This window comes from Comamonas sp. A7-5, from assembly GCF_039581385.1.
Lineage (GTDB): Bacteria > Pseudomonadota > Gammaproteobacteria > Burkholderiales > Burkholderiaceae_C > Comamonas > Comamonas thiooxydans.
In genome coordinates, this window is record NZ_JBCPWO010000001.1 from 131919 (window position 1) to 155797 (window position 23879).

The window sequence follows — 23879 nt, forward strand, 5'->3', positions numbered from 1 at the left end:
ACCCTTACCGATGGAGTTTGTGGTTAGAACATGTGGCGCAGGCCTATTTCAAGGCCTGATGAGTTGCGGCCGGCCAACGGCGAACGACCGCCGCTGACGGCATAGCTTGCCTGCCCGCGGTTGCGGATATGAGCATAGGTGCCATACAGCGCCGTGCGCTTGGACAGATCGTGCACGTAACCGATACCAACTTGACGAGCATCGTTGGCACTGCGGGCCGAACCATCCGTATTGAGCAAGCCCCCAGAGCTGCCGTCATTCAGCATGGCATAGCTCAGGCGCACCTTGCCCTGCGTGGAAACGGGGATGTGCGCGCCCAACTCATAGCTGCGCTTTCGAACCTTGCCGCCTGACAAATCCACGTCCACTTGGTTGTATAAGGCGAACAACTTGGCAACGCCGAGGTTGTAGCTGGCACCAATATTGGCATGGGTGTAGTCACCGATAGTTGCAGTACGTGCGTAGCGGGTGCGGCTGATGCCTGCGGCTACATCTAGCGCGCCCTGGGCATATCCCAGGCGGCCGCCAGCAAAGTTGCCGTCGTTCTTCTGTGGCGAACCGGAGCCGTTCTCACCAAAACCCACCATGGCCATGCCGTACCAACCGCCCAGATCCTTGGGTAGCCAGTAGCTGACGGCATTGCTCACCACGATGGTGGTGTAGAGCGATCCGCTGCCCACCGCCGCGAACGTCAGATTGCCGGCTCTGGCCACCCCGTTCTGGTTGAAGGGGTCGAAATAGATATTGTTCCAGTGCGTGGGCGCGAAGTCGTGCCCGAGTCGCACTTCGCCCATGGGACCGGCAAGGCTCACATAGGACTGGCGGTCGAAGGTCAGGCTGGTGGTCGACTGAGCGCCGCTAGCCTGGTTGTTGGTATTGCTGGCGCGGCCCGTACCAGTATCAGGGTTGAGACTGCCTTCGAGCACGAAGCCCGCACTCCAGCCGCTGCCCAAGTCCTCGCGCCCCCGAAAACCGAGTCGACTGGTGGCATAGCCGCCGTTGGAGACGCCGGTCACGCTGCCCACGCCGCCTGCACTGGTGCGCTGCAGCCCGACATCCATGACGCCATACAATGTGACGCTGCTGCTTTGTGCCCCGGCCAGTTGCGGCAGTGCGCCAGCGCAGGCCAGCGCACACGCCCATTTCCATGATCCGTTCTTCATATGTCTCCTCCAGGTTCTAAAAATCCGCCGTGATGGCAGGATGTGCCACGGGTGTGGCTGTTGCAGTCCCGCTGAAAGCCGGCAAGGGCCTGACAACGGGCCTGATACGCTTGCAATGCCCCTACCCTCACGGCACACCAGGCCATGCGGCAGCCCGACCCGGTGCTTGAGGCGGGCCTGAGTAGTGCATGGCTTGAAATTGAGAGGTTGCGTCCGGCTGCGCCCTGAGCAGACCTTGGGGCTCAGGTGGGAAACCTACTGCTTGGGAATACCGGCTTGCTTGACGAGACTGCCCCAGCGCTCATAGCTGTCGCGTACCATGGAAGCAAGATGCTCAGGTGTAGAGCTTTCTGCGGTGTAGGCTCCGTTACGGTAGAACTCCTGCACCTTGCCGTCGGCAATGGCCTTGACGAGTGCGGAATTCAAAGCCTTGACAATTTCCGGGGGCAGCTTGGCTGGGCCGAACCAACCGAGCCAGCTGGTCAGATCCATGTTCTTAAGGCCTTGTTCGGCCAGGGTCGGTACGCCAGGGAGCAGCGCCGTGCGCTGCGGCGCCGCCACGCCTATGATGCGCACCTTGCCGGTGGCCGCGTTCTGCAATGCCGCTGGAGCCGCATCGAAGGCCATCTGCACACGGCCGGTCATGAGATCTGCCGCCATGTCCGCACCGCCGCGGTAAGGAATGTGCACAAGGTCGAGGCCCTGCTGCTGGGCGAACACCTGACCGAACACATGGGCAGAAGTGCCCGTTCCGAATGACGCATAGCTGATTCCGCCCGGCTGGCTCTTGGCGTAGCGCACCAGCTCCTTGACGCTGTGCACGGGCAAAGTCGCGTTGACCACCAGCACCAGCGGCCCCGCTCCGCCCAGCGACAGCGGCGTGAAGTCCTTCTGCGGATCGTAGGTTGCAGCCTTCATGGTGTGCGGGTTCTGCGCGAACGTGGATGAGGCTGCGTAGAACAGGGTGTAGCCGTTGGGAGCGGCCTTGATCACCTCCTGTGCGGCGACCAGCGTTCCGGCACCTGGGCGGTTGTCGACAACCACGGTGGTACCAAGGATCTCTCCCAACTTCTGGGCCACCACTCGGGCCTGGCCGTCAACGCCGCCGCCTGGAGAGAAAGGCACAACTACCCGTATAGGGCGCTGAGCTTCAGGGAAGGCAGGGGCTGCGGCCAGGCTGCCACAGCCTAAAGCCATGGTCAGGGCGGTCAGGGAAAAAGCGCGTCTGTTCCAGAGTTTCATTTTTGTCTCCTTGTATTTGTTCTGGGGATGCGGCATGGCTCGTCAAAATCGAGCGGCATGCATCATCCCTGCGTGTCGTGGCACGCATTCATCGGTGATGGCTTGGAATCGGGGCCTGGCCGACGTAGCCTAATAACTGTCTTGCCCGTTCGCCCCGGTCGTCTGCGGCCCAGTGTCGGGCCTGGCGGCTACGGGACTGTCGGCTGCTCTTGCGCTCGCCTGAGCAACTGCACGATGCCCTTGTCCGCATCCACCCGAACCCAGTCACCGGTGCGCAGCACCACCAGCGGGTCGGCATCGAAGTCGGTCATTGCCGGCGCCCGTGTGACCACCGCGCCCAGAGCGATCTTGGTGCTCATCTCCGTGAACAGCATGGCCGCCGGAGCCACGCCCATGGAGCGCGTCAGGTGAAAGGCATTCGACCAGCCCGAAGAGCCCTTGGCGCCGGGAAACACCAACACCTTGCCCGCAAAGCTCTGCCCCCTCAGCGGGTGGCGGGTTTCCACGATGGTGCCGGTGCGTGAATCGATGCCGCCCCAACCTGAAATATGGGCCTCGGTGCACAGCACCTCGCCCTCCACGCAGCCGCCCACCACCTTGCGCCCGCACAGGACCTGCTGATCCATGATGTCCACCGTCGTCATGCGTAAGCCCCCTTCCACTGGCCCGTGCATGCAGCGTCGATGCATTCGGCCGTTGTTCCAAACCATGCTTGCACGCCCAGGATGGCGGGCAGGTAATGCGCCTGCTTGGCCGAGTCCAGCGCCACGACCTTGGTGCCCTGAGGCGTGGCCCGGCTCATGGCCGAGCAACTGTCGGACATGAGCACACCGCCCGCCTCTTCGATGATGCGGGTGTAGCCATTTTGGTCGGCCAACGCCTTGATGGCTCTCGGCGTGAAAATCCACAGTGCGCTGTTGTCATGCACCTTGCGCCCTTTCAGTAGCATGGCGGCTTCCCAGATCTGCTCTATCGTGTAGTGGGGGCATCCCAGCATCACATAGTCCACATGGCTGTCGCGGGCCGTGTGATTGAGTTTTTCATAGGCCTGGCGGCGTTCTGCCTCGCCATAGCGCAGCACATGCCGCGCCGACCTGCCGCCCAGAGCCTGCTCCAGCGTATTGGCCTCGGGCGTCGTGCCCACCAGGTGATACATCTCCACGCCTCCCGAAGAAGCTGCGGCAGCACCGAAATGCTTGAGCCGGGCTAGGTCGGGCGTTGACCTCAGGCCGCTGACCACGGGAACGCTTTCCTGCACCAGTTCGCCGATGTAATAGCCCAGCAAGCCCCAGTCGGCCGTGGTTTCCACGGGCACCTCAAGCTGGATGTGGTGGGTGGCCAATCGATGCTGATCAAGATGAAAGCCCCAGTAAGGGATTTTTCCAGTCAGCGAAGCAGCTCCAGTGCTTTCACGCCCTTCGGTGTTCGTGCGAGCGCCCAACACCGAGTTGCAATAGACGACCGCCGAGGACTCCATCCAGGCACAGTGCTCACCGCGCGTGGGAATGTTGCCGACCTGGTAGGGCGTGCAGGTGTTGAGCAGTTGTATGCCGTGCTCTGCCGTATAGCGCTCCCCCTGCTTGTAGAAGTGGACGATTTCCTCGCTCAGTCCCATGCGCTGCGGCTGTTGCGGATCGAAGCCCAGTTGCAGATGGCTGGTGAAGGCCTTGACGGGCGGAATGCTGACCACGTCGTCGCTGTCGAGGTTGAACTCGGAAAACACCGCATCCATCCCGCCTTTTTGCCGCGCATAGTCCCTCATGAAAGGCGTGGAGGCACTGACGGTGCCGCAGACATTGCGTGTATCCACCAGGCGCTCCGCGCCCAGTGCTTCACCGTAACGCACCAGCAAGTCCATGGCGCGCTGGACTGCAGGGCCTTCATGGCCGTCGTACATGGCCTTCTCTTGGTCGGTCAATCTCATGGGGTCCTTCTTTGTAATGATTGGGACAGGGGCAAACTGCCTCCTATGTCCTGGGCAATGCTGGCTGCCGTGGCCAGCAGCGGCTTTGCCACCTCGCCGTGCAGCTTCTCGGCATTGAAGGCAAAGGCCGGACCTCCGCAGTTCAATGCCATCACTTCCCCGTTCGGTCCTTGTATGGGCGTGGCCAGGGAGCCAATCTCACGGTGCCACTCGCCGAAAGAGCCCGCGTAGCCGCACTGGCCGGCTTCGGCCAGCGCGCTGTCCAGCCCCGGCAGCAGGCGCGGCCATTCGGAACCGCGCGACAGATGCAGGGTCTCGATCAGCTGCGCACGCTCACGTTCGTCGACGCCGGCCAGATAGGCTCGGCCCAGTGCCGAATTGGGCAGCGGCACCCGCGAACCCACATCCAGCGTGCTGGATATCATGGACATGCGCGGTCGGCTGACCTCGATGAGCACCATCTCCAGACCATCACGCACCGCCAGCAGCACGGTTCCTCCCGTAAGGTCTGCCAACGTCTGCATATGGGGGCGGGCACGTGCACGCACGTCCAGTCCCGAGAGAAAGGCCTGGGCCATTGAAACCACTCCAGCCGCCAGTTCAAAGCTCTCAGTGGCGGCGTTCTGACGTAGCAGACCCAGCGAAACCAGTGTTGCGGCCAGGCGTGTGACCGTGGGCTTGGGTATGCCTGTACGCTCCGATAACTCGGTGTTGCTGAGCACTCTGTCTGTACGGCTGAAGCAACGCAGCACGGCGATTCCGCGCTCCAGGGCACTGACCGTATCACCCTTGCTCAAGGCGGTCTGGCCCAAGTCGCCGGCATGCATGGAAGAGGAGGCTTTGGAAGGTCGGCTCATGTGTGCTCGTAGATAGTCAATTGAAGATGCACAGTGTGGCAGTTCCCGGCCCCGACGTAGCGAAGACCTGGCACTGCGGCTCTCCGCGATGGCGTCCAGTCGTCGCATGCCGAAGCCTGTCACATTCAGGCCAAGGCTGTGACTTCGGCTTGACCTACCAGCTCATGTGCGCCGGGTCTCAAGAACACGTTCTGGCGCAGCAGCGCTGTCTGCAGCTTCGCAATATCCACCTGACGCGGCTCCACCTGGGCGCTGACCGCCAATGCGGCCGCCGTTCCTGCAGCCTGCCCGGTCGTCCAGCATTGGGGAATTTCTCGCATGAAGCCGTGGGAGTTGGCATCGCAGGAAAGATGACGCCCAGCAACGAGCAAGCCATTGAGCGCCTGTGGTACCAGGGCGCCATACGGGATGGAGATGTTGGGAAACTTGGGCGAGACGGCCGGCGTGACACCCACCTCATCGGGCAGAGGCTGACCGGAATCCCATTGGCTGCGGAGCATCTTGCCGACCCCAACCAGACGCCGTGTATGCCTTACGCCGATCTGAGGGGCGCTGGTCAGCATGTAGGCATGCTCAAAGCCTGGCGCATTGTTGCGGAAGAACTCCAGATGCGCGGCCATGAGTCGATGCGAGCGAATCTCCACCTCAGTGAGGTCATCCACATTCAAGGCCGAGTAACCCGACTGTCTCGGCCCCATGAAGAGGGCCACATCGTTTCGCCATGAGACAAACGGGCGCTCAAACAAGCCCACGCTCTCCCTGCCCCGGCGCATGAATTCCGTGAACTGTTCGGGCTGGCCCGCCTTGAACTCGATCCAACGCGTCATGTCCACACCACCAAACAACCATGAGGTGTTCATGCAATGGTGCACATCGTTGGCTTCGATATCGGTTTCGAACTGCTGGCCCGCACGGGCGAACACATCTCCGTCTCCCGTGCAGTCGACAACCACCCGAGCGCGTATCGCCATGCGCCCTTCCTTGCTCTCGAAGACCATTCCGCGCACTGCTCCGTCCTGAACAATGGGCACCGAACCCCAGCCGTGGAACAACAGGCGCACCTTGCTCTCCAGCACCATTTCCTGGCATGCCAGCTTCAGCCGCTCTGGATCGATGGTGGGAGACCAAGTGACGATTCCGTGATAGGCGGCCGTCCGCTGGGCCCAATAAGCAGCTCGGGTGGGATCCTGGATGCCCCACTCTTCCGGCATTGGTCCGGCAATGGCATCAGATGGCAGACGCCCCAGAACATCCTCCGCAAAGCCGCGGATGGTTGGAACCCCTGCCCAGTCAGTCATGCGGTCTATCCAGATCACGAGTCCGCCCGTGGACAAGCCTCCCAGATGGTTGTAACGCTCCAGCAGCGTAACGCGTGCGCCCTGACGCGCAGCGGATACGGCCGCAGCCGTTCCCGCAGGACCTCCTCCGACGACCAGGACATCGCAATCGTGGTGTACCGGAATGCTTCTGCCTGGCTCTTCGTAGCACTGGGCAGACCGCTGCCCCACATAGCTGCGCTCGCTTTCAAAGATGTCCGAGGAAAGAATACGCTCATCCGAGCGCTCAATGGTCTTCATATGCTGTGCCCCTTGTTGATTTGATTATTTTGAAATTGAATTCCAAAATAATCAATAGACATTTGCATGACCAAGGGTTTGCACGGAAGGCCGGACCGCCAAAGCTTTGTCGCCATCTGCGACAGGCACAATAGTCTTCTCAATCGCCGAAAGTGCTGAGCTTCCTCAGGTATGAACCCTCGCCAAACTTGGATGGGCGAAGCCCCGCCTCGGATACGTGGTGTCCTTTCTCTATCCTTCGGATGTTGGGTGACAAAATAAGTAATCGCTCAGGTCATACGCCTCAAACTAAGTTAGCCGTCTGGCTCTGCAAATGTGGAAGCCGAGCCGGTCGGCTGTTTATGGCCAGTTTCAGCTGTCACCGTTCAGCCCTTCTGGTCCCTCGAGTACTGTCGTGCTACGTCTGCTTTGCAGTGTGGATTCAACTGGTCAATGCAACACAATGACCGCCACTGGCGCAAGGAGTGTTGGCATGAAGCAAAGACCGCGGATTTACTACACCGAAGCTCAGAAAGCCCTGATGTGGGATCGCTGGAAAGCTGGCGATACCTTGCGCGAGATCGGCAAGCTGTTTGACCGACCACACACCTCCATTCACACCATCTTGAGTGCGACAGGTGGCATCCGGCCACCAGTGAGGCGTCGGTCTCGCTGGGCATTGAGCATGTCTGAGCGAGAAGAAATCTCCAGGACGTTGGCCGCAGGTGAATCTATCCGCTGCGTTGCCAGCCGCTTCAAATGAGCTGCATCTACCATCAGCCACGAGCTCCTGCGCAATGGAGGCAAGACTGGCTATCGAGCAGCCAAAGCGGATGAGGCAGCCTGGACGCGAGCACGCCGCCCCAAGACATGCAAGTTGGCCAGCAATCCTGCATTGGCTCACATCGTGGCGGTTAAATTACAGACTCAGTGGTCGCCCGAGCAAATAGCGGGGTGGCTCCAACGCACTTACCCCGGCGAAAAGGATTTGCAGGTGTCTCACGAAGCCATCTAACGCACGCTCTTCGTCCAAACACGCGGGACCTTGAAGAAGGAGCTTCTGGAGAACTTGCGGCGCACCCGAGGGATGCGTCGCTCACGCCACTACACCCAGAAAACCCCCATCCATGGCCGGATCGTTGATGCCGTGCCCATCAGCCAATGAATCAGACATGCACTTCATCACCCGGCTGGCGCGCAAATATGGCGCCGTGGCCACGGTGAAGAAAAACACCTGCTCTTTAAGCCAATCAACGGCACCCAAGCCAGCAACGGCGAGAGCCTGCCCACCATCGAGATCACCCGCATCTATGGCAATCAGCACCGCTGGTGCAAGTAGCACCCGCGATGCCTATGACGGCGTGAAGGTGCTTTGGCATGACCGAAAGTTTGTTGACCGAAAGTTTGACAAGCGCAATGAAGTGATTGAAGGCAAGAAGAATGGCAACCGCAAGACCATGAAGGAAACCTTTGGCAGCGAGGCCGATGCGCTGCCCCCCCCGCCAAGAGCGAGCTGCAGCGCATCAGTCGGGGCATGGCTACGTTCGCTCTGAATCGGGCCACCGGTGTCCCAGAACTGATGCCTCAGACACCTGTGCGCGTGAAGGGGTTCCAGCCTGAGATTGACGGCCAGGGCTGGCTGGTCAAGGAAGTCACCCACACATTGAGGGATAGCGGCCTGACCAGCAAGGTGCAGATGGAGCGCAATGCAGACGCGATGGATACAACCGAAGCGGATGCTTAACGCTGCCCAGGCAGCTCTTACTTCAACGATCCTTTGTACATTTTGGCATTCTCAATTTCCTTGCCTGCATCAGCGATAGCTTTTTCATAGTCGGCTCTCGATGGTGAAATCACTGGCAGGATTTGCCGTTCGTCGAAGTCCTTTACCGAAGCAAATTCGAGCTTCAGTTGGTATTGCTTGCTTTTGGCATTCTGGACCTCCAAGGTGTTCCAGTTGTCACAAGCCATGAAGCCGACTTCATAGTTTTTTCTCACGCTTGCGCCCGCATGTAAACCGCCGCCGTACTTGAAAGAACTGTAGACCTTGCAATGACGCGTGCTGGTTTCTTCACCATTCAAGAACAACCAGGCATCCCATTGGGCAGATGACAAATTGAATTTGCTGGCGTTGCTGACTTCATACACAAAGTCCTTGCCAAAGCCAAATCGATTCTGAATCGCCAGTCCTCGAGCCGAGATCTTAGACAGCTCTGCCTCCACGCCCTTCAGAGACTGCTCCTGCAGCGTCAGTCTCTCTGCATTGGCCGCCAGCTCTGCTGCACTCTTTGCGGCTTGCTGGGTTTTCAGCAGCATGTACTCATCTGCCTCACGACTGATGACGACACGCGGCGTCATGCTCGAGTACTTCGCAATCAGCTGCTGCAAACTGAAATTGCTTACGGCCCAGTTGAATGCCTCCTGCTGATGAGCACTCATGTCCGGCCATGCCTTGTTCAGCGAAGCTCTGTAAGCCGTCTCATCAGTTGTTGCCAAGGGAGCATCGATGCCCTTACCTGTACAGCCTACCAACAACAGGGCTAAGCCCAACAGGCCCGCAGATCCACGACTCACTAGCATCTAAGTTCCCTCATTCATTTATTGATGGCGGGCTCAAATATACCAATTGTTACAAATATACCAATGTATAGAAGAGGACCAAATGAGTGTTCAGGAAATTCTTGCGGTCACCAGGTGCAGGGAGCTGTTGCATATATCAGCCCCAGGCCGGATTTCCCCAACCCCAGGCGTGGCTAGGCCACAGCCATCGTCTGCGGGGCAGCCCAGTTCAGTAAACCGATTGAGAATGACGGCTCGAACGTGCGTGACATTACCCGTTCACCCTGCCGCTTGATGCAGTTCATCTTGGTCTCTACTAGGCGGCGCCAGTGGTAACCACCCCAGCTTTTCCAGAGCTTGCGACCGAGACGCCGACATGCGGCGATAACCGCGTTGCGGTGTGCAAAGGCATCACCTTTGCACACCCTGGCATTCTTTCTCGGGGGAATGATGGGCATGGCATTGCGCAGCATGACCGCCACATGACCTCCGCATGCACGGGCTGCGTGTCATAAGCCCCGTCGCCTGTCACTTTCAGCTGCGGTTCCTCGGCAGGAACTTGCTCCAGCAACTGTGAAGCTGAAGTCAAACAAAGAAATCTTTCAGACGTTGGTGATCGACACCACCCGTGTGCTCAGATAGGCCTCCATCGCTTCGGGGCCGCCTTCAGAGCCGTATCCTGAGTCCTTGATGCCGCCGAATGGCACTTCGGCCGAAGGTGTGGCGGGCTGGTTGATCCAGAGCATGCCAACCTCTACACGCTGCGATAGGAGATGCGCATTTTTTAGCGAACGCGTGAACGCATAGCCCGCCAGCCCCAAGGAAAGGCGGTTGGCTTCATCAATGGCCTCCTCAATTTTGTCGAATGCGCGGATAGCGGCCATAGGGCCAAAAGGTTCATCGTTAAACACTTTGGCGCTCAAAGGCACATCGTCTAAAACGGTTGGTTGCCAGAAGTTGCCGACATCGCCTATTCGCTCGCCACCGGCCAGCAGGCGTGCACCTTGTTTCACGGCATCTTGTGTGAACTCGGCCATCGCGGTGAGACGGCGCGAATTGGCCAGAGGGCCCATCTGGGTACCTTCGATTGCACCATCCCCGACCTTAAGCCCGCGTGCATAAGCTGCCAACGCTTCGGCGAACTCCTTTTGCGCACTGCGGTGAACCAGGAAACGCGTGGGTGATATACAAACTTGGCCTGCGTTACGGAACTTGGCGGTACCGGCAGTCTTGACGGCGAGCTGGATGTCCGCATCTTCGCAGACGATCACCGGAGCATGGCCACCCAGCTCCATGGTCACGCGCTTCATATGCTGACCAGCCAGCGCGGCCAGTTGCTTGCCGACTGGCGTGGAGCCTGTGAACGTGACTTTGCGAATGATGGGGTGTGGAATCAGGTAATTCGAGATCTCGGCTGGGTTTCCATAGACTAGACCGATTACGCCTTCAGGTAATCCGGCATCGGCAAAAGCCCGGATCAGCGCCGCTGGAGCTGCGGGCGTCTCTTCGGGAGCTTTGATCAGCATCGAACAACCGCAGGCCAGCGCTGCCGACAGCTTGCGCACAACTTGATTGATCGGGAAGTTCCAGGGTGTGAAGGCAGCCACTGGGCCTACTGGATCCTTCACCACCAATTGACGAATGGCAAGGCTGCGCGAGGGCACAATGCGGCCATAAACGCGCATACCCTCATCGGCAAACCACTCGATGATGTCGGCCGCAGCCATGGTTTCACCTTTGGCTTCGATCAGTGGCTTGCCGTTTTCCTGCGTCAGCACGGAGGCGATGGCATCGGCACGCTCACGCACCAGATCCGCGGCACGACGCATGATCTTGGCCCGCTCAAAGGCAGGCGTGTCCCGCCACACCTCGAATCCTTTTTGAGCAGCAATCAATGCACGGTCCAGATCGACGATGCCGGCATGCGCTACGCGACCAATTTCCTGACCTGTGGCCGGGTTGAATACAGCCAGTGTGCGCCCGTCGGTGGCGTCTTGCCATTTCCCATCAATGAAAAGTTGGGTGTCTTTGTACATCATGATGCTTTACTGATTTAAGCTCAATCGAGTGGCTGGAAGTTGGTCTTCTGGACGAATGTCCTGTAGCGCTCGGACGCAGCGGCCAGATCCTCGCCATATTGCTTCGCAGCTCTAAAGTCTGGACGGTGCTCGAGGGTCTGCAAGGCGCTTCGGACAATTGCATCCTCCATCGCTTTGTGCATGGCCTCTTGCATCCGAAGAACGGCTTTCTCCGGGGTGCCCTTTTTGGCAACGATTCCAATGGACTCTTCGAAAACGAGATCCCGATAGCCCAGTTCAGCGAGTGTGGGAACACTCGGTGAAAACGAGGATCGAGCGGCCGTACTCACGGCCAAAATTTTGACCTTGCCGGCCTTTGCAAGCTCAATGAAGTTGCTCGACAGGTTGATTGCCAAGTCCACTTCGCCGCCAAGAACGGCCTGTGTTAGTTGAGGTCCACCACGATATAGAACAGGCTCCAGCCCCAATCCTTCTGCGTTGGAAAGCAGATTGCCGATGAAGTCAGTGCCACTGCCGCGACTTGGCACACCGAAGGTACCCTTCTTGGTTGCCTTGGCCCATGCCACGAACTCCTTGAGCGTAGAAAACGGAGCATCACTGCGCGTCACCACGCAGACGTGGTAATGACATATCTTGCAAACGGGATCGAAGTCACCGGGGTTGTAGGACAGCTTTTTATAAACGTGCGGATACGATGCAAGCATGGCGGCCGGGGTCAGACAAAAGGCTGAACCATCGGCCGCTTGATTGCGGAGCCAGTCCAGCGCGATTCGCCCACCAGCCCCGGTCTTGTTTTCAACCACTATGGGCTGGTTGAGTTCGCGGCGCCCACGTTCAGCCAATGCCCGCGCCACAAGATCTGGTCCTCCGCCCGGAGGAAAACCGACAACCATGGTGATAGGTCTGCTCGATTGCGCGTTCGCGGCAATCGATCCGGTCAGTATCGAGCCGATACCAGCAAGGCGTACTGCGGCAGTACTGGCCCCCATTTCCGCCAAGAAATCACGTCTTGTCGTCATCTGTGTCTCCTTCGTTGGTCAAGCAAGCGGTAAAGCACAGCCCCGTTCAAGGCTCTACCACATTGAAAAGCGGATCGAATGAGTCCAGTCCCGCCAAGAGTGCAAGGACTTGTTTGGCATTGCCAGTAATTCGGACGTCGCCGCTTTGCACTGCCCCCGCAAAGCCAATCTCTGCCTGTAATGCTTGAAACAGTCCGGCACGAGTGGTCTGAAGCACCGCATCTGCGGCCTCTCCATGTGAGCCTGGGCGGTGGCTCAGGGCTCCGTTGCTAAGCGTTACCTTGGTACAACTCTTCTCATCGGTCATTTGCCAGTCGAAGAGAACCGTCTGGCCTTCAACCCTCTCGCCCACTACACGAATTGCGATGAAGTCAAAGAACAGCGGCATCGGTAGCTTGGAGACCACGCCGGGGCTGATGCGATTGCCGTCCTTCTCTCGCGGCCGAAGTCCCTCGCGGAGCTCTCGTGCACCGAGAAGATATGCGTTACGCCACGTAGCTGATTCCGCTTGATACCCCAACTGTTCGAAGGCATCGGCGCAGAGTTGGCGTGCAGCCTGGTTCGTTGAATCGGCGAACACCGCTTGGTTCATGATCTGAGCGACCCAGCGAAACTCTCCACGCTCGAAGTCTTCGCGGGCACGCGCAATGGCGTGCTCCGCTCCGCCGGCATATTCCATGTACTTGGCTGCGGCAGCACTCGGCGGCAGCGGGTTCAGATTGACCGGATTACCGTCATAAGGCCCCATGTAGAAGGCGTAGATCGCCTGCACGTTGTGTACCACTGCGCCGTAGTACCCACGGGTGCTCCAGCGTCTGGACAGTTCGCTGGGCATCATGAGCTGTTCAGAGATTTCCCTGGGCGTCAACCCGTGGCTCATTAGCCGAAGTGTCTGATCGTGAAGATATCGATACAGGTCGCGTTGTTCGCTCAGAAACGTGACGACTTTCTCCGCCCCCCAGGTTGGCCAATGATGCTGAGCCAGGCATACATCTGCCTGGCCAGCGTATAGATCCACGCTTTCATCAAGATAGCTTGCCCATGCCAACGCATCACGCACCTTTGCGCCGCGGATAGGACAGAGGTTGTGCATCGTGTGGCATGCGTTCTCGGCCATGTTGAGAGCCCGCATCTGTGGGAAGTAGAAGTTCATTTCAGCTGGCGCTTCCGTGCCCGGAGTCATCTGAAACACCACTTCAACGCCGTCGATGAGCATGCGCTCACCGGTATGGGTGATCAAGTGTGTGGGAGGGATCAAGCCAGAGGTCCCTGTACCCATTCCTTTGCCGAGCCCGCTGTCCACATGGGCCTGAGGCCCAGGCTCCAGGTAGGTGCCGACCTGGAATTCGGCGCGCCGGCGTGATGGGATTCCGGCGAGCAGCGACTCGGACATGACCTCTTCCATGAAGCCTTCGGGGGCAATGATTTGGACTTTGCCCGCCGCGACATCCTCTTCGCTGACCACACCCTTGACACCGCCGTAGTGATCACGGTGACTGTGGCTGTACATAACAGCCAGCACCTTGCGCGGACCGAAGTGTTTCTCGTACAAATCCAGAGCAGCACGCGCAGGCTCTTCGAAAGTCAGGGGATCAATGACAATGAGCCCGGTGTCGCCTTCGATGAAAGTGATGTTTGCAAGGTCAAAGCCGCGTACCTGATAGATCCGGTCGCAGACCTTGAACAGCCCGTGGATTTTGTTGAGCTTGGACATCCGCCACAAGCTTGGATTCACGGTGAAGGGCGCATCCGCCCCATCGAGAAAAGCGTAGTCTTTCTGGCTCCAGACCACCTTGCCGCTGGCGTTGCGAATCGTGGCGTCTTCGATGGTGCCAATGAATCCCCGATTGGCATCTTCAAAGTCACTGGTATCCGAGAAGTCCAGTGCGGAGCGCAGACCGTTTTGCAGGGAGACCGTGCGTGGATGCGCATTCTTGCGCCAGTTGCTGTTTGTGTCATTCATGGCAAATGCCCTGTCGCGTGGGTTAGGAGGTTTCTTGGATGCGGCTGAAATCCAGGACAGTTCGGCCAATGCCGCGGTGCTGATCCAGGTCCTCCAGAATGCTGCTGATCTCGGCTGGGGCCTTGATGTTGATGGGAGGTGCTTGCAGCTTTCCGGCTTTGGCAAGCTCGACCACGCCATTCATGTCGCCCAACGTCCCGACAAACGAACCCACTATGGCGATAGATCGCTGAGCAATGGGTGGCATAGGCAGAGCGATTTCGCCACCATGCAGCCCCACCAAGACATAGGTTCCGCCTTTGCGCAGGACGGAATAAGCCAGATTGAATGTTGGAGCCATGCCGACGAAATCGACGGCAGCCGCTAGCCGCCCCTCTGTGGCTTCGTTCAATGCTTTGCGTGCTTCTGGTGCATCACTACGAACCGTCCGCGCTGCGCCTTGACCCCTCGCGGCTTCCAGTTTTCTGTCGTCAATATCGCAAGCGACGATGTTCTGGAATCCCATTCCCTTCATCATGGAGATGGCGAGCAAACCGAGGCCTCCGCAGCCGATGACTGCGATCGAGTCCTCGGCACGCATCTGCGGGACGGCCTTTGCGATGGCGGAGTAACAGGTGACGCCAGAACAGGCAAGCGTCGCAGCAAATGCGTCGTCGATGCCAGAAACGTCGACCAGGTACTTGGGGTCTGGCACAAGCAGGTGCGTAGCGAACGCGCCTGGCATTGCGATGCCAACGTTCCTGGGCGTAGCGCACAAGGTGGACAGCCCCTCGTCGCAAGCCCAGCACTTGTCGCAGCCAATCCATGGATAGACCACGCGCTTGTCTCCTATCGCAACGCCGCGAACTTCCGGCCCAACCGCCTCGACGATGCCTAAAGGCTCATGCCCAAGAGTCAGAGGAGGACTTAAGCCTCGGTCTTTGAGATAAGCCTTCTTGCCGCCGCCCAGATCGAAGTAGCCATGCCAGAGGTGGACATCGGAGTGGCAAACGCCGGAATGCGTGATCCGAACAACGACTTCGGTTCCAGTTGGTTTTGGGGTCTCGCGCAGACGGGCCTGTAGAGGCTTGCCATGTTCGGTTACGTCGTAGCTCAGCATGTTGTCTCCAATCTGTTGCTTCGTGTGGTGCTGTTGCGAATCCTCATATTAAGTCGATTGACTTAATTAAGTCAATCAGCTGACTTAAAATTTCAAGCGATACCGTACAATCGCTACAGATTGACCATGAACTCCAGCCATGCCCTCACCTATCGCAACCAGCCCATCGAAGACAAAGCGCAGCTCCCGCACGCCTGCTACAGAGGGAAAAGAGAGCGTTGCTGTTCTCATCGCTACCGCTCAGCGCCTGTTTGCCGAGAGGGGTATCGACGCTGTTTCAATGCGGGAGATAGCAAGAGAGGCGGGGCAGAAAAACAACTCAGCCCTTACCTACCATTTCGGGTCCAAAGAGGCCCTGATTCAGGCAATTCTGGATACGGGAATGCAGGAAGTGAACGTGCTGCGCAACGACTATGTCGATCGCCTATTCACATCCGGAAGACATAAAGATCTGAGGGCACTGACAGAGGCGCTGGTGTGGCCACTTGCAGCAAAGCTTCTGACAGAACGCAAGAACACGTACAACCGCTTTCTTGCTGCTGCGCAGTTGCATCCCGATATAGACCTTGGAGCAAGTTCCGCGGAAATGGATCGCGGCTTTCGACGCGTCTATGAACTGATTGAGGTGGCGTTGCCGGCCATCCCGGGGCCTGTTCTGAGACAGCGTTGGCTGGCGAGCATCAGTTTCATGGTGTTTGCTTTGGGCGACTACGAGCGACTGAGTACGAGGCGGAGCAAGTCAGGGCAGCCATTTGACATTCATCGCGCTATCGAGAATCTCATAGACATGCTGACGGGGGCGTTGGCTGCACCTGTTTCAGAAGAGGTTGCTCGCCGCGCCGCAGCATCTTCTCCCCTCTCAGCCAATCCCAACCCAATGGCCCCTGAGCGCTGAAAGATTCAGCTCCATCTCAACCGCTGTCTCTGATCATCAAGGCTTTGCACAATCGTGAATAGCAGATAGCAGTTTTCCAAGTCGGTGCGAGGTGGGGCATCTACTATGACGCATGCCTGCCCGGGGGCTAGTGGGTCAATTCCGCTCAGGCAGTACATGCCCAAGGGCATGAACCTGTCAGGGCTTTCACAGCATCAACTCAACGCGATAGCGAGGCAATTAAACGAGAGGCCGCGCAGGACGCTCGGCGTCCATACCCCCACTGAGATGTTCGGCGCATATGTCGCATCGACCGGTTGAATTCACAGTCAGAAGCGGTTGCTCAAGCTGAAGGGATCTGAAGGTCAACTTTTTGAGCGCTCAATGGCCAGCATTCGCCTTAGTGCTTCTGTGGACGCGGATTCCTGCTGTGGCAACCAGACCAAATGCGTGGTTACGTCGGCATAACGCTTGGGCAGTGGCAGCACCTGCAACTGTGGTTCAGCATGCACGGCCTTCAGTATTGAGCGAGGCATGATGCCGATACCCGTGCCCGCTGCAACGCAAGCCACGATGGCGTGATAGGACGCCATCTCCAAGATGCGGTGCGGAGCAACGCCGGTACTGACAAACCACTCCTCGAGAATGCGTCGATACGAGCAGCCCACGGAGAATGCAATCGCTGTACAGCGTGACAACCGCTTCGGATCCAGTACATCGTCAGCTGAGCGTGCGGCAATGATGACCAGCTCCTCATCAAAGGCACCCTGGACGGCCAGTTCCGGCGCATGGAAGGGTTCAGAGATAAACGCCGCATCCACCTCATATCGCTGCACCATATCCAGCAACCGCGATGTGGATCCGGTAACGAGCTCGATGGATACATCCGGGTAAAGCTCATGAAATTGGGAAAGCACTGGCGGAAGTCGCGCCGCAGCGGTGCTCTCCAGTGTGCCCAGTCGCAGCGTGCCTTGTGGCGCTCGCAGCAGCATTGCAGACTCGGCCTCTGACGACAGCCGCAAGATCCGCTCGGCGTAGCCGCGCAGCACCTCGCCTTCGGCAGAGAGCTTGAGCCGGTTGCCATGCCGCAGAAAGAGTTGCACGCCCAGACGTTCTTCCAAATTGCGGATGCGTGTGGTGACATTGGACTGCACACGGTTCATCTGCTTGGCAGCCTGGGTGACGCTGCCGGTGTCCACCACGGACTTAAAGAACACCAGCGATTCCAGATCAATCTTTCTCATTTTGAGATTCTCTCATCATCAGAATTCAATATTCATAATGGCTTGAATTCTCTAAAGTGTGAGGTCTTGCCACCTTCTGCCATTTCTCGTGGACTCTCAAACCTTGCTGCTGATCCAGGCGGGTACGCCGCCGGATGACATTCGAGCCCTCACAGGCGACCTTCCCCAATGGTTCTTGGCCGCCATCGGCTGCGGACCTGAGAGCATCGACATCGTCAAGGTCTATGAAGGGGAGCCATTGCCCCAACCTGGACAGCATCGTGCAGCGATCATCACAGGCTCGTGGTCCATGGTGACTGATAAGCTGCCTTGGAGCGAAGCAACAGCCGCCTGGATACGACATGCTGTGGCGCAAGAAATGCCACTCATGGGAGTTTGCTATGGGCACCAACTCATGGCCCATGCACTGGGGGGAGTGGTGGACTACCACCCTGACGGCAGAGAAATGGGAAGTCTGGAAATTGAACAGCATGCAGTGGCTGCGTTGGACCCCTGGCTGGCAGGTTGCCCACCACTCTTTCATGCCCACCTAACGCATCTTCAAACCATCCTGCGCCTGCCCGCAGGGGCCAAGGCATTGGCACGCTCAGCCCACGACCCCCATCAGATTGTCCGGTACGCCCCGGCCGCGGTGTCGATGCAGTTTCATCCAGAGTTCACAGCGGAAGTCATGGCCGCCTGTATCAATGCGAGGGCACAGGTGCTTCGCAGCGAAGGTCTGGATCCAACGGCCTTGCTGCAAAGCATTCGCCACACACCGACACCGTTGACGCTGCTCAGGCGCTTCATCGAGACGTATGCAGGCCCGCTCTAGCAGGCAATGCATCAGTCCGGCCTATCCCCTATGGGCCACCACCAAGAATTACCTCCAGGAAAAGCGAAATGAAGAAACTCGGCCTCATTGGTGGCATCGGCCCGGAATCCACCGTGGCGTATTACCGCAAGATCATCCACGGCGTTCAGGCTCAGGCAGGCAAGGAAAATCTGCCTCGCTTGTCCATCGAAAGTCTCAATGCGTTCACAGTGTTCCAGCTCTGTCGCTCACGCGAATTTGACCAGCTTGGCGATTACGTGCTCAGTGCAATCCGCAGCCTGGCTGCGGGCGGCGCAGACATGGTGGCATTGACCGGCAATACGCCCAACATCGTCATGGACCGAATACTCCCGGCGTCACCGATTCCCATCGTCAGTGCAATTGATGCAACCTGCAACGCAGCGCAGAAGCGAGGAGCACGAAGGGTCGGTTTGCTGGGGACGGTATTCACCATGACAAATACCTTCTTCAAGACACCTTTTGAAGACAAGGGCATGGAAGTCATCGTGCCCAGCGAATCTCAGATCGCTCGCATCCAGGCAAAAATTGAGGCAGAGCTTGAGCACGGTATTGTCAAAGACGACACTCGCCAGGAGTTTATTGCCATCATTCAGGATTTGCAGCAGCGCGAAGGTATTGACCACGTAGCACTGGCTTGTACCGAGCTACCGCTGATCCTGAGTGACAACAACAGCCCTGTCCCTTGCCTCGATACCGTTGAGATCCATGTTGAGGCTTTGGTCCAAGCCGTGGTATCGAGTTGAGCCAACGGCGAGCATTCCCATCTGCGCTGGTGAGTGGCTGCTTTGGGTGACGCATTCAACCTGCCGTTCACGGCTGCCTTCCGCACGACAGCTTCTGGCCGGTCTCAGCCATTGACTAAGACCAAGCGGCAGTCATTAACAAAGAAAAGATAGGCCTTTACATTGGCCTATGAAAACATAGAAGCAAGCAGAAAGCACGCCATACCGCAAATCTGCGGAGAAGCTGCTTCCGCCACTCCTCCTCTTTGCATTTCAAACTGCAGCTTCCTGCTCCTGCAGCATTCGCCACATCACCTTGCCGCTGCCGCTCTTGGGCAAAGCCGTCACGAACTGCACCAGACGCGGTGCCTTGTAGACCGCCATATTGTCATGGCACCACTGGATAATCTGCTCTGCCGTCGTAGCCTCATGGCCGGCACGCAGCACGACCACAGCCTTGACGGTTTCGCCGCGATAGGCATCCTTGGCGGAGATCACGCAGGCCTCCTGAATCCCGGGATGGCGGAACATCAGCGACTCCACCTCGGCCGGCCACACCTTGAAGCCGCTGGCATTGATCATGCGCTTGAGCCGGTCGGTGATAAAGAAGTAGCCATCCTCATCCACGCGCCCCAGGTCGCCGGTGCGGAAAAAGCGTTTGCCATCAAGCTCCATAAAGCTTTGCTCGGTCGCCTCGGGGCGTTGCCAGTAGCCTTCAAACACCTCGGGGCCGTTGACCACAATCTCACCTTGCTCCCCCTGGGGCACTTCCTCCAGCGTGTCGGGGCTGATCACGCGCGCATCGGTACTCATGAAGGGGATGCCCAGGCATTGCTGCTTGGGATGGTCGGGCGGATTGCTGTGCGAGGGTGCGGCAGTTTCAGTCAGGCCATAGCCCTCGCAAAAGCGCAGCCCGTACTGCTCCAGCAGTCGCTGGGCCACGGCCTGGGGCATGGCGGCGCCGCCGCCGCCGATGTACTTGAGGCTGGACAGATCGAAGGACGCGAAGTTGGGACTGGCCAGCAGATCGATCACCATGGTCGGGATATTGGTCCAGCTGGTGACCTGATAGTGCGAGATCAGGCGACCGGCCAGTTCGCGCTCCCAGCGCGGCATGATGATCAGCGTCGCCCCCACGTAGATGGCGCTATGCAGCACGGACACCATGCCCGTGATGTGAAACATGGGCACGACGGCAAGCACCACGTTCTCGCTGGTGCCCGTGCCCCACATCGCACCGGAGACAGCGTTGTGGTTGATGCTGCGGTGCAGGTGCATGCAGCCCTTGGGCTGGCCCGTGGTGCCGCTGGTGTAGGGCAGCAATGCCAGGTCGTCACGGCCCGCTGTATGCGGCGGCGGCAGCTCGCTGCAGGCCAGTGCCTGGGTCCAGGCATGGACCTTGCCATGGCTCAACTGTGCGGGCTCGCGCTCGCCCAGCAGCCAGTTGCGCCAGGCTTCGGGCGGTGCATCCGGCCCTTGCACATCGACATCAAAACCGTCGGTGAACCGGGTGACCAGCAGGTGCTGCAGCGCATCGGAAGGCTCCAGGGCATTGCTGGCCTTGGCCAGTTCCGGAGCCAAATCGGCCGTGGTGATGGCCACCTTGGCGCCGGAGTCCGTGATGTAGTGCTTGAGTTCCTCGGCCGTATTCATGGGGTTGACCGGCACCACCACCGCATTGGCTCGGAAGATGGCGTAATGCGCCAGCACCAGTTGCGAGCTGTTTTGCATCAGCACGATGACGCGGTCGCCTTTTTGCACGCCCAGGCCATGCAGATAGGCGGCCATGCGCTCCGTACCCTCGCACAGCTGCCGGTAGGTCGTGGTGCGCCCAAGAAACACCAGCGCGGCCTTGTCCGGATAACGCCTGGCATTGATAGCGAGGTTTTCCCAGACACTGGTCACGGGAACGGTGATGGAATGTGGCAGCCGATTGGGCCAAAACTTGTGGTGAGCGGGCATGAGTCAGGCAATCAGAAAAGCGTATACATAGTCCGGGTGGACTAATCAATCCGCAAGACTAGGCCTGCAGCCTCGGCCCGGCATCCGGGATGGCCCCAACAGGCGGTCACGCAGGTGACGGTCGGCGCGGCCTGGCGCGGCTCACGCTGGTCCGCCCCCGCGCGCTGGCTTACCATGCGCAAATGCCTCATGAATCACGCCTGCAGCAGTCGCTGCGCCAGCTACTCGCCAGTCAGCGTACTGCCGCCCTGGCCGTTCAGCCACAGGCCGGCTCTTCAGCCCCCGGATATCTACCCGCCCCGGGCCTGTCTCTGGTGCCATGGGCCTGGAGTGGCGAATTCAGCTGCCTGGTAGTGCATGTCAGTGCGCTGGCCAGCCACACACAGGCCATGGAGCTGCATCCTGCCGTCAGCCTGCTGATGAGCAGACCAGAGTCCGCTGACGAGGCCGTGCATGCGCTGGAGCGCATCAGCATTCAGGGCGTGGCATCCACTCCCCCACGCGACAGCGCTCTGTGGCAAGGCGCCCGTGCCAGCTATCTGGCGCGCTTTCCCGAAGCCGAGCCCATGACGGCGCTGGGCGACTTTCGTTTTGTCTGCATCACGCCGCAAAGCGGCAGGCATGTCGCAGGCTTCGGCGCGGCGCGCGATGTGGACGAGCACGATCTGATAGCCGCACTCAACCCGGCTGCCTAGCCTTTGCTGGTCTGGCCCGGCCTGGTCCGGCCGGCTTGAGCCTGGAGCACATGTTCGGCAATCAAGCACATGCAGGCCAGAGGCTGGCCCTGCACCAGAGCCTGAACATGGTCCTGCCAGATCTGCCCCTGCTGCTCCACGCTTGCGTCCAGAAAGCACTGCAGCATCTGCTGCGGATCTGCACAAGCCTGATAGCGATAGGGATCGCGCCGCAGGCATGCCGCGCGCAGATGCAGGCCGAACGCTTCCCACGTCACCGCCCGGCCTTGCAGGCGCTGCCACTGATGCAGCAGCTCATGGGCGAAGACGCCTGCCACCACAGGGTGGGCAAGCCGCAGCGGCAGATGCGGGTCACCCTGTTCAAAAAAGCTGCGCGGCAGATAGATGCGCCCTCCACCCAGGGACAGCGCACGCCTGGTATCGCCCAGACGCCGCACATGCAGACGCATGCCGGGCAGCAGCTCATCCAGCGCAGTGCCGAAAAGCCGCTGCACGAATCCGGCCTCGACCGGCACCAGGCTTCGCCGCCAGAACATCATGCAACAGGCCACGCGCAAGGAAGATTCCGCATCTCAGAGACTTCCGTCACGTTCTAGAACTCGAAGACCTGGCCCGGCTGCGGAACCTGCGCCGAGAAATGCAGGCGCTCGTTCAGCAGCGTGGCCAAGGCCAGGGAGGCATGCGGCTCCCCATGCACCACAAAGGTCTGCTGCGGCGGGCGGGCGAACGCGGCCGCCCAGTCCAGCAAGGCTTGCTGGTCGGCATGGGCCGAGAAGCCGCCCAGGGTGTGGATGCCGGCACGGACCTCGACGTCATCTCCAAACAGGCGCACCTGCCTGGCACCGTCGACCAGCCTTCGACCCAGCGAACCTTCGGCCTGAAAGCCGCAGATCACCACCGCACACTCGGGCCTGGGCAGATTGTTCCTCAGATGATGCAGCACCCGCCCCGCATCGCACATGCCGCTGGCCGAGATGATGACCGCGCCGCTCCTGATGCGGTTGAGCTTGATGGAGTCCTCCACATCGCTGATGAAATGAATGTGCGGCGACTCCTTGAGTCTCCTGACGCTGCCCAGCAACTGCCTGGCCTCCTCGTCGAACACGCCAAAGTGCCGCAGCGTGATGTCCGTGGCAGCCACCGCCATGGGTGAATCCACAAAAATCTCTACCGGCGGCAGACGCTGCTGCTGGATCAACTGCAGAAAGTGATAGAGCAGCTCCTGCGTGCGCCCCACGGCAAATGCCGGGATGACCACATTGCCATGGGGAGCCGTGCGCGCGACCACATCGACCAGCTCCTCCAGGGTATCGCCCGTGCTCTTGTGCTGCCGATCGCCATAGGTGGACTCGATGAGCAGCAGATCGGCGTCCATGATCGGCGTGGGATCGCGCAGAATCACCCGCCCCGGCTGGCCCAGATCGCCGCTGGCCACCAGCTTTCGCGTGCCGCCATGACCATCTGCCAGCCATAGCTCCACAATGGCCGAGCCCAGAATATGCCCGGCATCCTGAAAACGCACTGTCACCCCAGGATGGGGCTCGAAGCTGCGGCGATAAGGCATGGCCTGAACCTGCTCCAGCGTGCTCGCCACATGGGCCAGCGAATACAGAGGAACCGTCGGCTCGCGCTCGTGCCGCTTGCCTTCGCGCTGACGCCGCGCCGCCCGTTCGGCATCCATCATCTGGATATGGACGCTGTCCTTGAGCAGGACCTCGAGCAGGTCCTTGGTGGCCAGAGTGGCATAGATAGCCCCCTTGAAGCCCTGGGCCACGAGTTTGGGCAACAAGCCACTGTGATCGATGTGCGCATGGGTCAGAACGACGAAATCCAGGCTTGCGGCGTCAAAGGCAAATGCCTGCTGGTTGTGCTCGTCGGCCTCGCGGCCGCCCTGGGCCATGCCGCAGTCGATCAGAAAGCGGCAGCCATGGGCCTCGACCAGAAAGCATGACCCCGTGACCGACTGCGCCGCACCGTGAAAAGTGATGTTCATGAAGCACCCATTGACGATCCATATGTTCCTCACCCCACCGTGAAAAACATAGTTAATAGGTTTTAAGCGGGTTAATACCCGAAGTCCCCTCTGAGTATCTACGACCTGCCGCAATTCTTGTGCGGCCAGACAA

Annotated in this window: 21 protein-coding genes and 3 pseudogenes; 8 read left to right on the forward strand and 16 right to left on the reverse strand. The window is 59.3% G+C overall.

The window, feature by feature from the left end; genetic code table 11:
* Positions 1-23 precede the first annotated feature (23 nt).
* From AAIL67_RS00555 to AAIL67_RS00580, 6 genes are all read right to left on the reverse strand, one after another.
* Positions 24-1163 (reverse strand): porin, encoded by a 1140-nt coding sequence (locus tag AAIL67_RS00555; RefSeq protein WP_343483126.1) that lies wholly within the window; start codon positions 1161-1163, stop codon positions 24-26.
* A 255-nt stretch (positions 1164-1418) separates the two neighbouring features.
* On the reverse strand, positions 1419-2405 hold the full coding sequence (locus AAIL67_RS00560) for a tripartite tricarboxylate transporter substrate binding protein (RefSeq protein WP_034352313.1): 987 nt from the start codon (positions 2403-2405) through the stop codon (positions 1419-1421).
* A 188-nt stretch (positions 2406-2593) separates the two neighbouring features.
* On the reverse strand, positions 2594-3049 hold the full coding sequence (locus AAIL67_RS00565) for a DUF126 domain-containing protein (protein WP_034352310.1): 456 nt from the start codon (positions 3047-3049) through the stop codon (positions 2594-2596).
* Complete coding sequence (locus tag AAIL67_RS00570; protein ID WP_034405392.1) at positions 3046-4329, reverse strand: aconitase X catalytic domain-containing protein; 1284 nt, start codon at positions 4327-4329, stop codon at positions 3046-3048. The genes AAIL67_RS00565 and AAIL67_RS00570 overlap by 4 nt, the downstream gene beginning before the upstream one ends.
* Positions 4326-5186, reverse strand: coding sequence for an IclR family transcriptional regulator (locus AAIL67_RS00575; protein WP_224650853.1), 861 nt, complete (start codon positions 5184-5186; stop codon positions 4326-4328). Before AAIL67_RS00575 ends, AAIL67_RS00570 begins: the two co-directional genes overlap by 4 nt.
* Positions 5187-5311: 125 nt before the next feature.
* A complete protein-coding gene (locus AAIL67_RS00580) occupies positions 5312-6763 on the reverse strand; it encodes an FAD-dependent oxidoreductase (protein ID WP_343483127.1) in 1452 nt (483 codons plus the stop codon).
* A 472-nt stretch (positions 6764-7235) separates the two neighbouring features.
* Here AAIL67_RS00580 and AAIL67_RS00585 point away from each other — a divergent pair.
* The 3 genes and pseudogenes from AAIL67_RS00585 to AAIL67_RS00595 form a co-directional block, all read left to right on the forward strand.
* Positions 7236-7904 (forward strand): annotated as a pseudogene (locus tag AAIL67_RS00585) (helix-turn-helix domain-containing protein); the annotation flags it as partial.
* Positions 7905-7914: 10 nt separating this feature from the next.
* Positions 7915-8295 (forward strand): hypothetical protein, encoded by a 381-nt coding sequence (locus AAIL67_RS00590; RefSeq protein WP_343483128.1) that lies wholly within the window; start codon positions 7915-7917, stop codon positions 8293-8295.
* On the forward strand, positions 8277-8486 hold the full coding sequence (locus AAIL67_RS00595; RefSeq protein ID WP_343483129.1) for a hypothetical protein: 210 nt from the start codon (positions 8277-8279) through the stop codon (positions 8484-8486). Before AAIL67_RS00590 ends, AAIL67_RS00595 begins: the two co-directional genes overlap by 19 nt.
* 17 nt (positions 8487-8503) lie before the next feature.
* Here the strand turns inward: AAIL67_RS00595 and AAIL67_RS00600 are convergent, their stop codons facing one another.
* The 6 genes and pseudogenes from AAIL67_RS00600 to AAIL67_RS00625 all read right to left on the reverse strand — a co-directional run bounded on the left by AAIL67_RS00600 (position 8504) and on the right by AAIL67_RS00625 (position 15421).
* Positions 8504-9322: a hypothetical protein gene (locus tag AAIL67_RS00600; RefSeq protein WP_343483130.1), complete on the reverse strand. Its 819-nt coding sequence runs from the start codon at positions 9320-9322 to the stop codon at positions 8504-8506.
* 90 nt (positions 9323-9412) lie between these two features.
* Positions 9413-9875: pseudogene (locus AAIL67_RS00605) on the reverse strand (hypothetical protein); the annotation flags it as partial.
* 28 nt (positions 9876-9903) lie between these two features.
* The gene (locus AAIL67_RS00610; RefSeq protein WP_343483131.1) at positions 9904-11340 is read right to left on the reverse strand and encodes an NAD-dependent succinate-semialdehyde dehydrogenase; all 1437 of its coding nucleotides are present in this window, start codon (positions 11338-11340) and stop codon (positions 9904-9906) included.
* Positions 11341-11360: 20 nt separating this feature from the next.
* On the reverse strand, positions 11361-12359 hold the full coding sequence (locus AAIL67_RS00615) for a tripartite tricarboxylate transporter substrate-binding protein (RefSeq protein WP_343483132.1): 999 nt from the start codon (positions 12357-12359) through the stop codon (positions 11361-11363).
* 46 nt (positions 12360-12405) lie between these two features.
* Positions 12406-14322 carry an alkyl sulfatase dimerization domain-containing protein gene (locus tag AAIL67_RS00620; protein ID WP_343483133.1) on the reverse strand — a complete coding sequence of 639 codons (1917 nt, stop codon included), beginning with the start codon at positions 14320-14322 and terminating at the stop codon, positions 12406-12408.
* Between the two features lie 22 nt (positions 14323-14344).
* The gene (locus AAIL67_RS00625) at positions 14345-15421 is read right to left on the reverse strand and encodes an alcohol dehydrogenase (RefSeq protein ID WP_343483134.1); all 1077 of its coding nucleotides are present in this window, start codon (positions 15419-15421) and stop codon (positions 14345-14347) included.
* Between the two features lie 139 nt (positions 15422-15560).
* Here AAIL67_RS00625 and AAIL67_RS00630 point away from each other — a divergent pair, with 139 nt between their 5' ends.
* Positions 15561-16316 (forward strand): TetR/AcrR family transcriptional regulator, encoded by a 756-nt coding sequence (locus tag AAIL67_RS00630; protein WP_343483135.1) that lies wholly within the window; start codon positions 15561-15563, stop codon positions 16314-16316.
* Positions 16317-16460: 144 nt separating this feature from the next.
* Positions 16461-16616, forward strand: a pseudogene (locus tag AAIL67_RS00635) (IS30 family transposase); the annotation flags it as partial.
* Positions 16617-16660: 44 nt separating this feature from the next.
* On the opposite strand, the gene AAIL67_RS00640 reads toward AAIL67_RS00635, so the two are convergent.
* A complete protein-coding gene (locus AAIL67_RS00640) occupies positions 16661-17539 on the reverse strand; it encodes a LysR substrate-binding domain-containing protein (RefSeq protein WP_343483136.1) in 879 nt (292 codons plus the stop codon).
* Positions 17540-17642: 103 nt separating this feature from the next.
* Here AAIL67_RS00640 and AAIL67_RS00645 point away from each other — a divergent pair, with 103 nt between their 5' ends.
* Together AAIL67_RS00645 and AAIL67_RS00650 are read left to right on the forward strand one after the other, a co-directional pair.
* The gene (locus AAIL67_RS00645) at positions 17643-18353 is read left to right on the forward strand and encodes a glutamine amidotransferase (protein WP_343483137.1); all 711 of its coding nucleotides are present in this window, start codon (positions 17643-17645) and stop codon (positions 18351-18353) included.
* Positions 18354-18421: 68 nt separating this feature from the next.
* Complete coding sequence (locus AAIL67_RS00650) at positions 18422-19117, forward strand: aspartate/glutamate racemase family protein (protein ID WP_343483138.1); 696 nt, start codon at positions 18422-18424, stop codon at positions 19115-19117.
* Positions 19118-19369: 252 nt separating this feature from the next.
* On the opposite strand, the gene AAIL67_RS00655 is transcribed toward AAIL67_RS00650, so the two are convergent.
* On the reverse strand, positions 19370-21058 hold the full coding sequence (locus AAIL67_RS00655; protein WP_343483139.1) for a long-chain fatty acid--CoA ligase: 1689 nt from the start codon (positions 21056-21058) through the stop codon (positions 19370-19372).
* Positions 21059-21240: 182 nt separating this feature from the next.
* Here AAIL67_RS00655 and AAIL67_RS00660 point away from each other — a divergent pair, with 182 nt between their 5' ends.
* Entirely contained in the window at positions 21241-21753 is a 513-nt protein-coding gene (locus AAIL67_RS00660) for a pyridoxamine 5'-phosphate oxidase (RefSeq protein ID WP_343483353.1), read from the forward strand.
* Here AAIL67_RS00660 and AAIL67_RS00665 read toward each other — a convergent pair.
* Both AAIL67_RS00665 and AAIL67_RS00670 read right to left on the reverse strand, forming a co-directional pair.
* Positions 21750-22292 (reverse strand): hypothetical protein, encoded by a 543-nt coding sequence (locus AAIL67_RS00665; RefSeq protein ID WP_343483140.1) that lies wholly within the window; start codon positions 22290-22292, stop codon positions 21750-21752. The two genes, AAIL67_RS00660 and AAIL67_RS00665, sit on opposite strands and share 4 nt — an antisense overlap.
* Before the next feature lie 53 nt (positions 22293-22345).
* Positions 22346-23746: an MBL fold metallo-hydrolase gene (locus AAIL67_RS00670; RefSeq protein WP_343483141.1), complete on the reverse strand. Its 1401-nt coding sequence runs from the start codon at positions 23744-23746 to the stop codon at positions 22346-22348.
* Between the last annotated feature and the right edge of the window lie 133 nt (positions 23747-23879).

What these genes read in the sequence shown, in the direction of transcription:
- AAIL67_RS00555 (WP_343483126.1), bottom strand. Translation starts at nt 1,163, where the DNA reads ATGAAGAACGGATCATGGAAATGGGCGTGTGCGCTGGCCTGCGCTGGC.
- AAIL67_RS00560 (WP_034352313.1), bottom strand. Translation starts at nt 2,405, where the DNA reads ATGAAACTCTGGAACAGACGCGCTTTTTCCCTGACCGCCCTGACCATG.
- AAIL67_RS00565 (WP_034352310.1), bottom strand. Translation starts at nt 3,049, where the DNA reads ATGACGACGGTGGACATCATGGATCAGCAGGTCCTGTGCGGGCGCAAG.
- AAIL67_RS00570 (WP_034405392.1), bottom strand. Translation starts at nt 4,329, where the DNA reads ATGAGATTGACCGACCAAGAGAAGGCCATGTACGACGGCCATGAAGGC.
- AAIL67_RS00575 (WP_224650853.1), bottom strand. Translation starts at nt 5,186, where the DNA reads ATGAGCCGACCTTCCAAAGCCTCCTCTTCCATGCATGCCGGCGACTTG.
- AAIL67_RS00580 (WP_343483127.1), bottom strand. Translation starts at nt 6,763, where the DNA reads ATGAAGACCATTGAGCGCTCGGATGAGCGTATTCTTTCCTCGGACATC.
- AAIL67_RS00590 (WP_343483128.1), top strand. Translation starts at nt 7,915, where the DNA reads ATGCACTTCATCACCCGGCTGGCGCGCAAATATGGCGCCGTGGCCACG.
- AAIL67_RS00595 (WP_343483129.1), top strand. Translation starts at nt 8,277, where the DNA reads ATGGCTACGTTCGCTCTGAATCGGGCCACCGGTGTCCCAGAACTGATG.
- AAIL67_RS00600 (WP_343483130.1), bottom strand. Translation starts at nt 9,322, where the DNA reads ATGCTAGTGAGTCGTGGATCTGCGGGCCTGTTGGGCTTAGCCCTGTTG.
- AAIL67_RS00610 (WP_343483131.1), bottom strand. Translation starts at nt 11,340, where the DNA reads ATGATGTACAAAGACACCCAACTTTTCATTGATGGGAAATGGCAAGAC.
- AAIL67_RS00615 (WP_343483132.1), bottom strand. Translation starts at nt 12,359, where the DNA reads ATGACGACAAGACGTGATTTCTTGGCGGAAATGGGGGCCAGTACTGCC.
- AAIL67_RS00620 (WP_343483133.1), bottom strand. Translation starts at nt 14,322, where the DNA reads ATGAATGACACAAACAGCAACTGGCGCAAGAATGCGCATCCACGCACG.
- AAIL67_RS00625 (WP_343483134.1), bottom strand. Translation starts at nt 15,421, where the DNA reads ATGCTGAGCTACGACGTAACCGAACATGGCAAGCCTCTACAGGCCCGT.
- AAIL67_RS00630 (WP_343483135.1), top strand. Translation starts at nt 15,561, where the DNA reads ATGCCCTCACCTATCGCAACCAGCCCATCGAAGACAAAGCGCAGCTCC.
- AAIL67_RS00640 (WP_343483136.1), bottom strand. Translation starts at nt 17,539, where the DNA reads ATGAGAAAGATTGATCTGGAATCGCTGGTGTTCTTTAAGTCCGTGGTG.
- AAIL67_RS00650 (WP_343483138.1), top strand. Translation starts at nt 18,422, where the DNA reads ATGAAGAAACTCGGCCTCATTGGTGGCATCGGCCCGGAATCCACCGTG.
- AAIL67_RS00655 (WP_343483139.1), bottom strand. Translation starts at nt 21,058, where the DNA reads ATGCCCGCTCACCACAAGTTTTGGCCCAATCGGCTGCCACATTCCATC.
- AAIL67_RS00660 (WP_343483353.1), top strand. Translation starts at nt 21,241, where the DNA reads ATGCCTCATGAATCACGCCTGCAGCAGTCGCTGCGCCAGCTACTCGCC.
- AAIL67_RS00665 (WP_343483140.1), bottom strand. Translation starts at nt 22,292, where the DNA reads ATGATGTTCTGGCGGCGAAGCCTGGTGCCGGTCGAGGCCGGATTCGTG.
- AAIL67_RS00670 (WP_343483141.1), bottom strand. Translation starts at nt 23,746, where the DNA reads ATGAACATCACTTTTCACGGTGCGGCGCAGTCGGTCACGGGGTCATGC.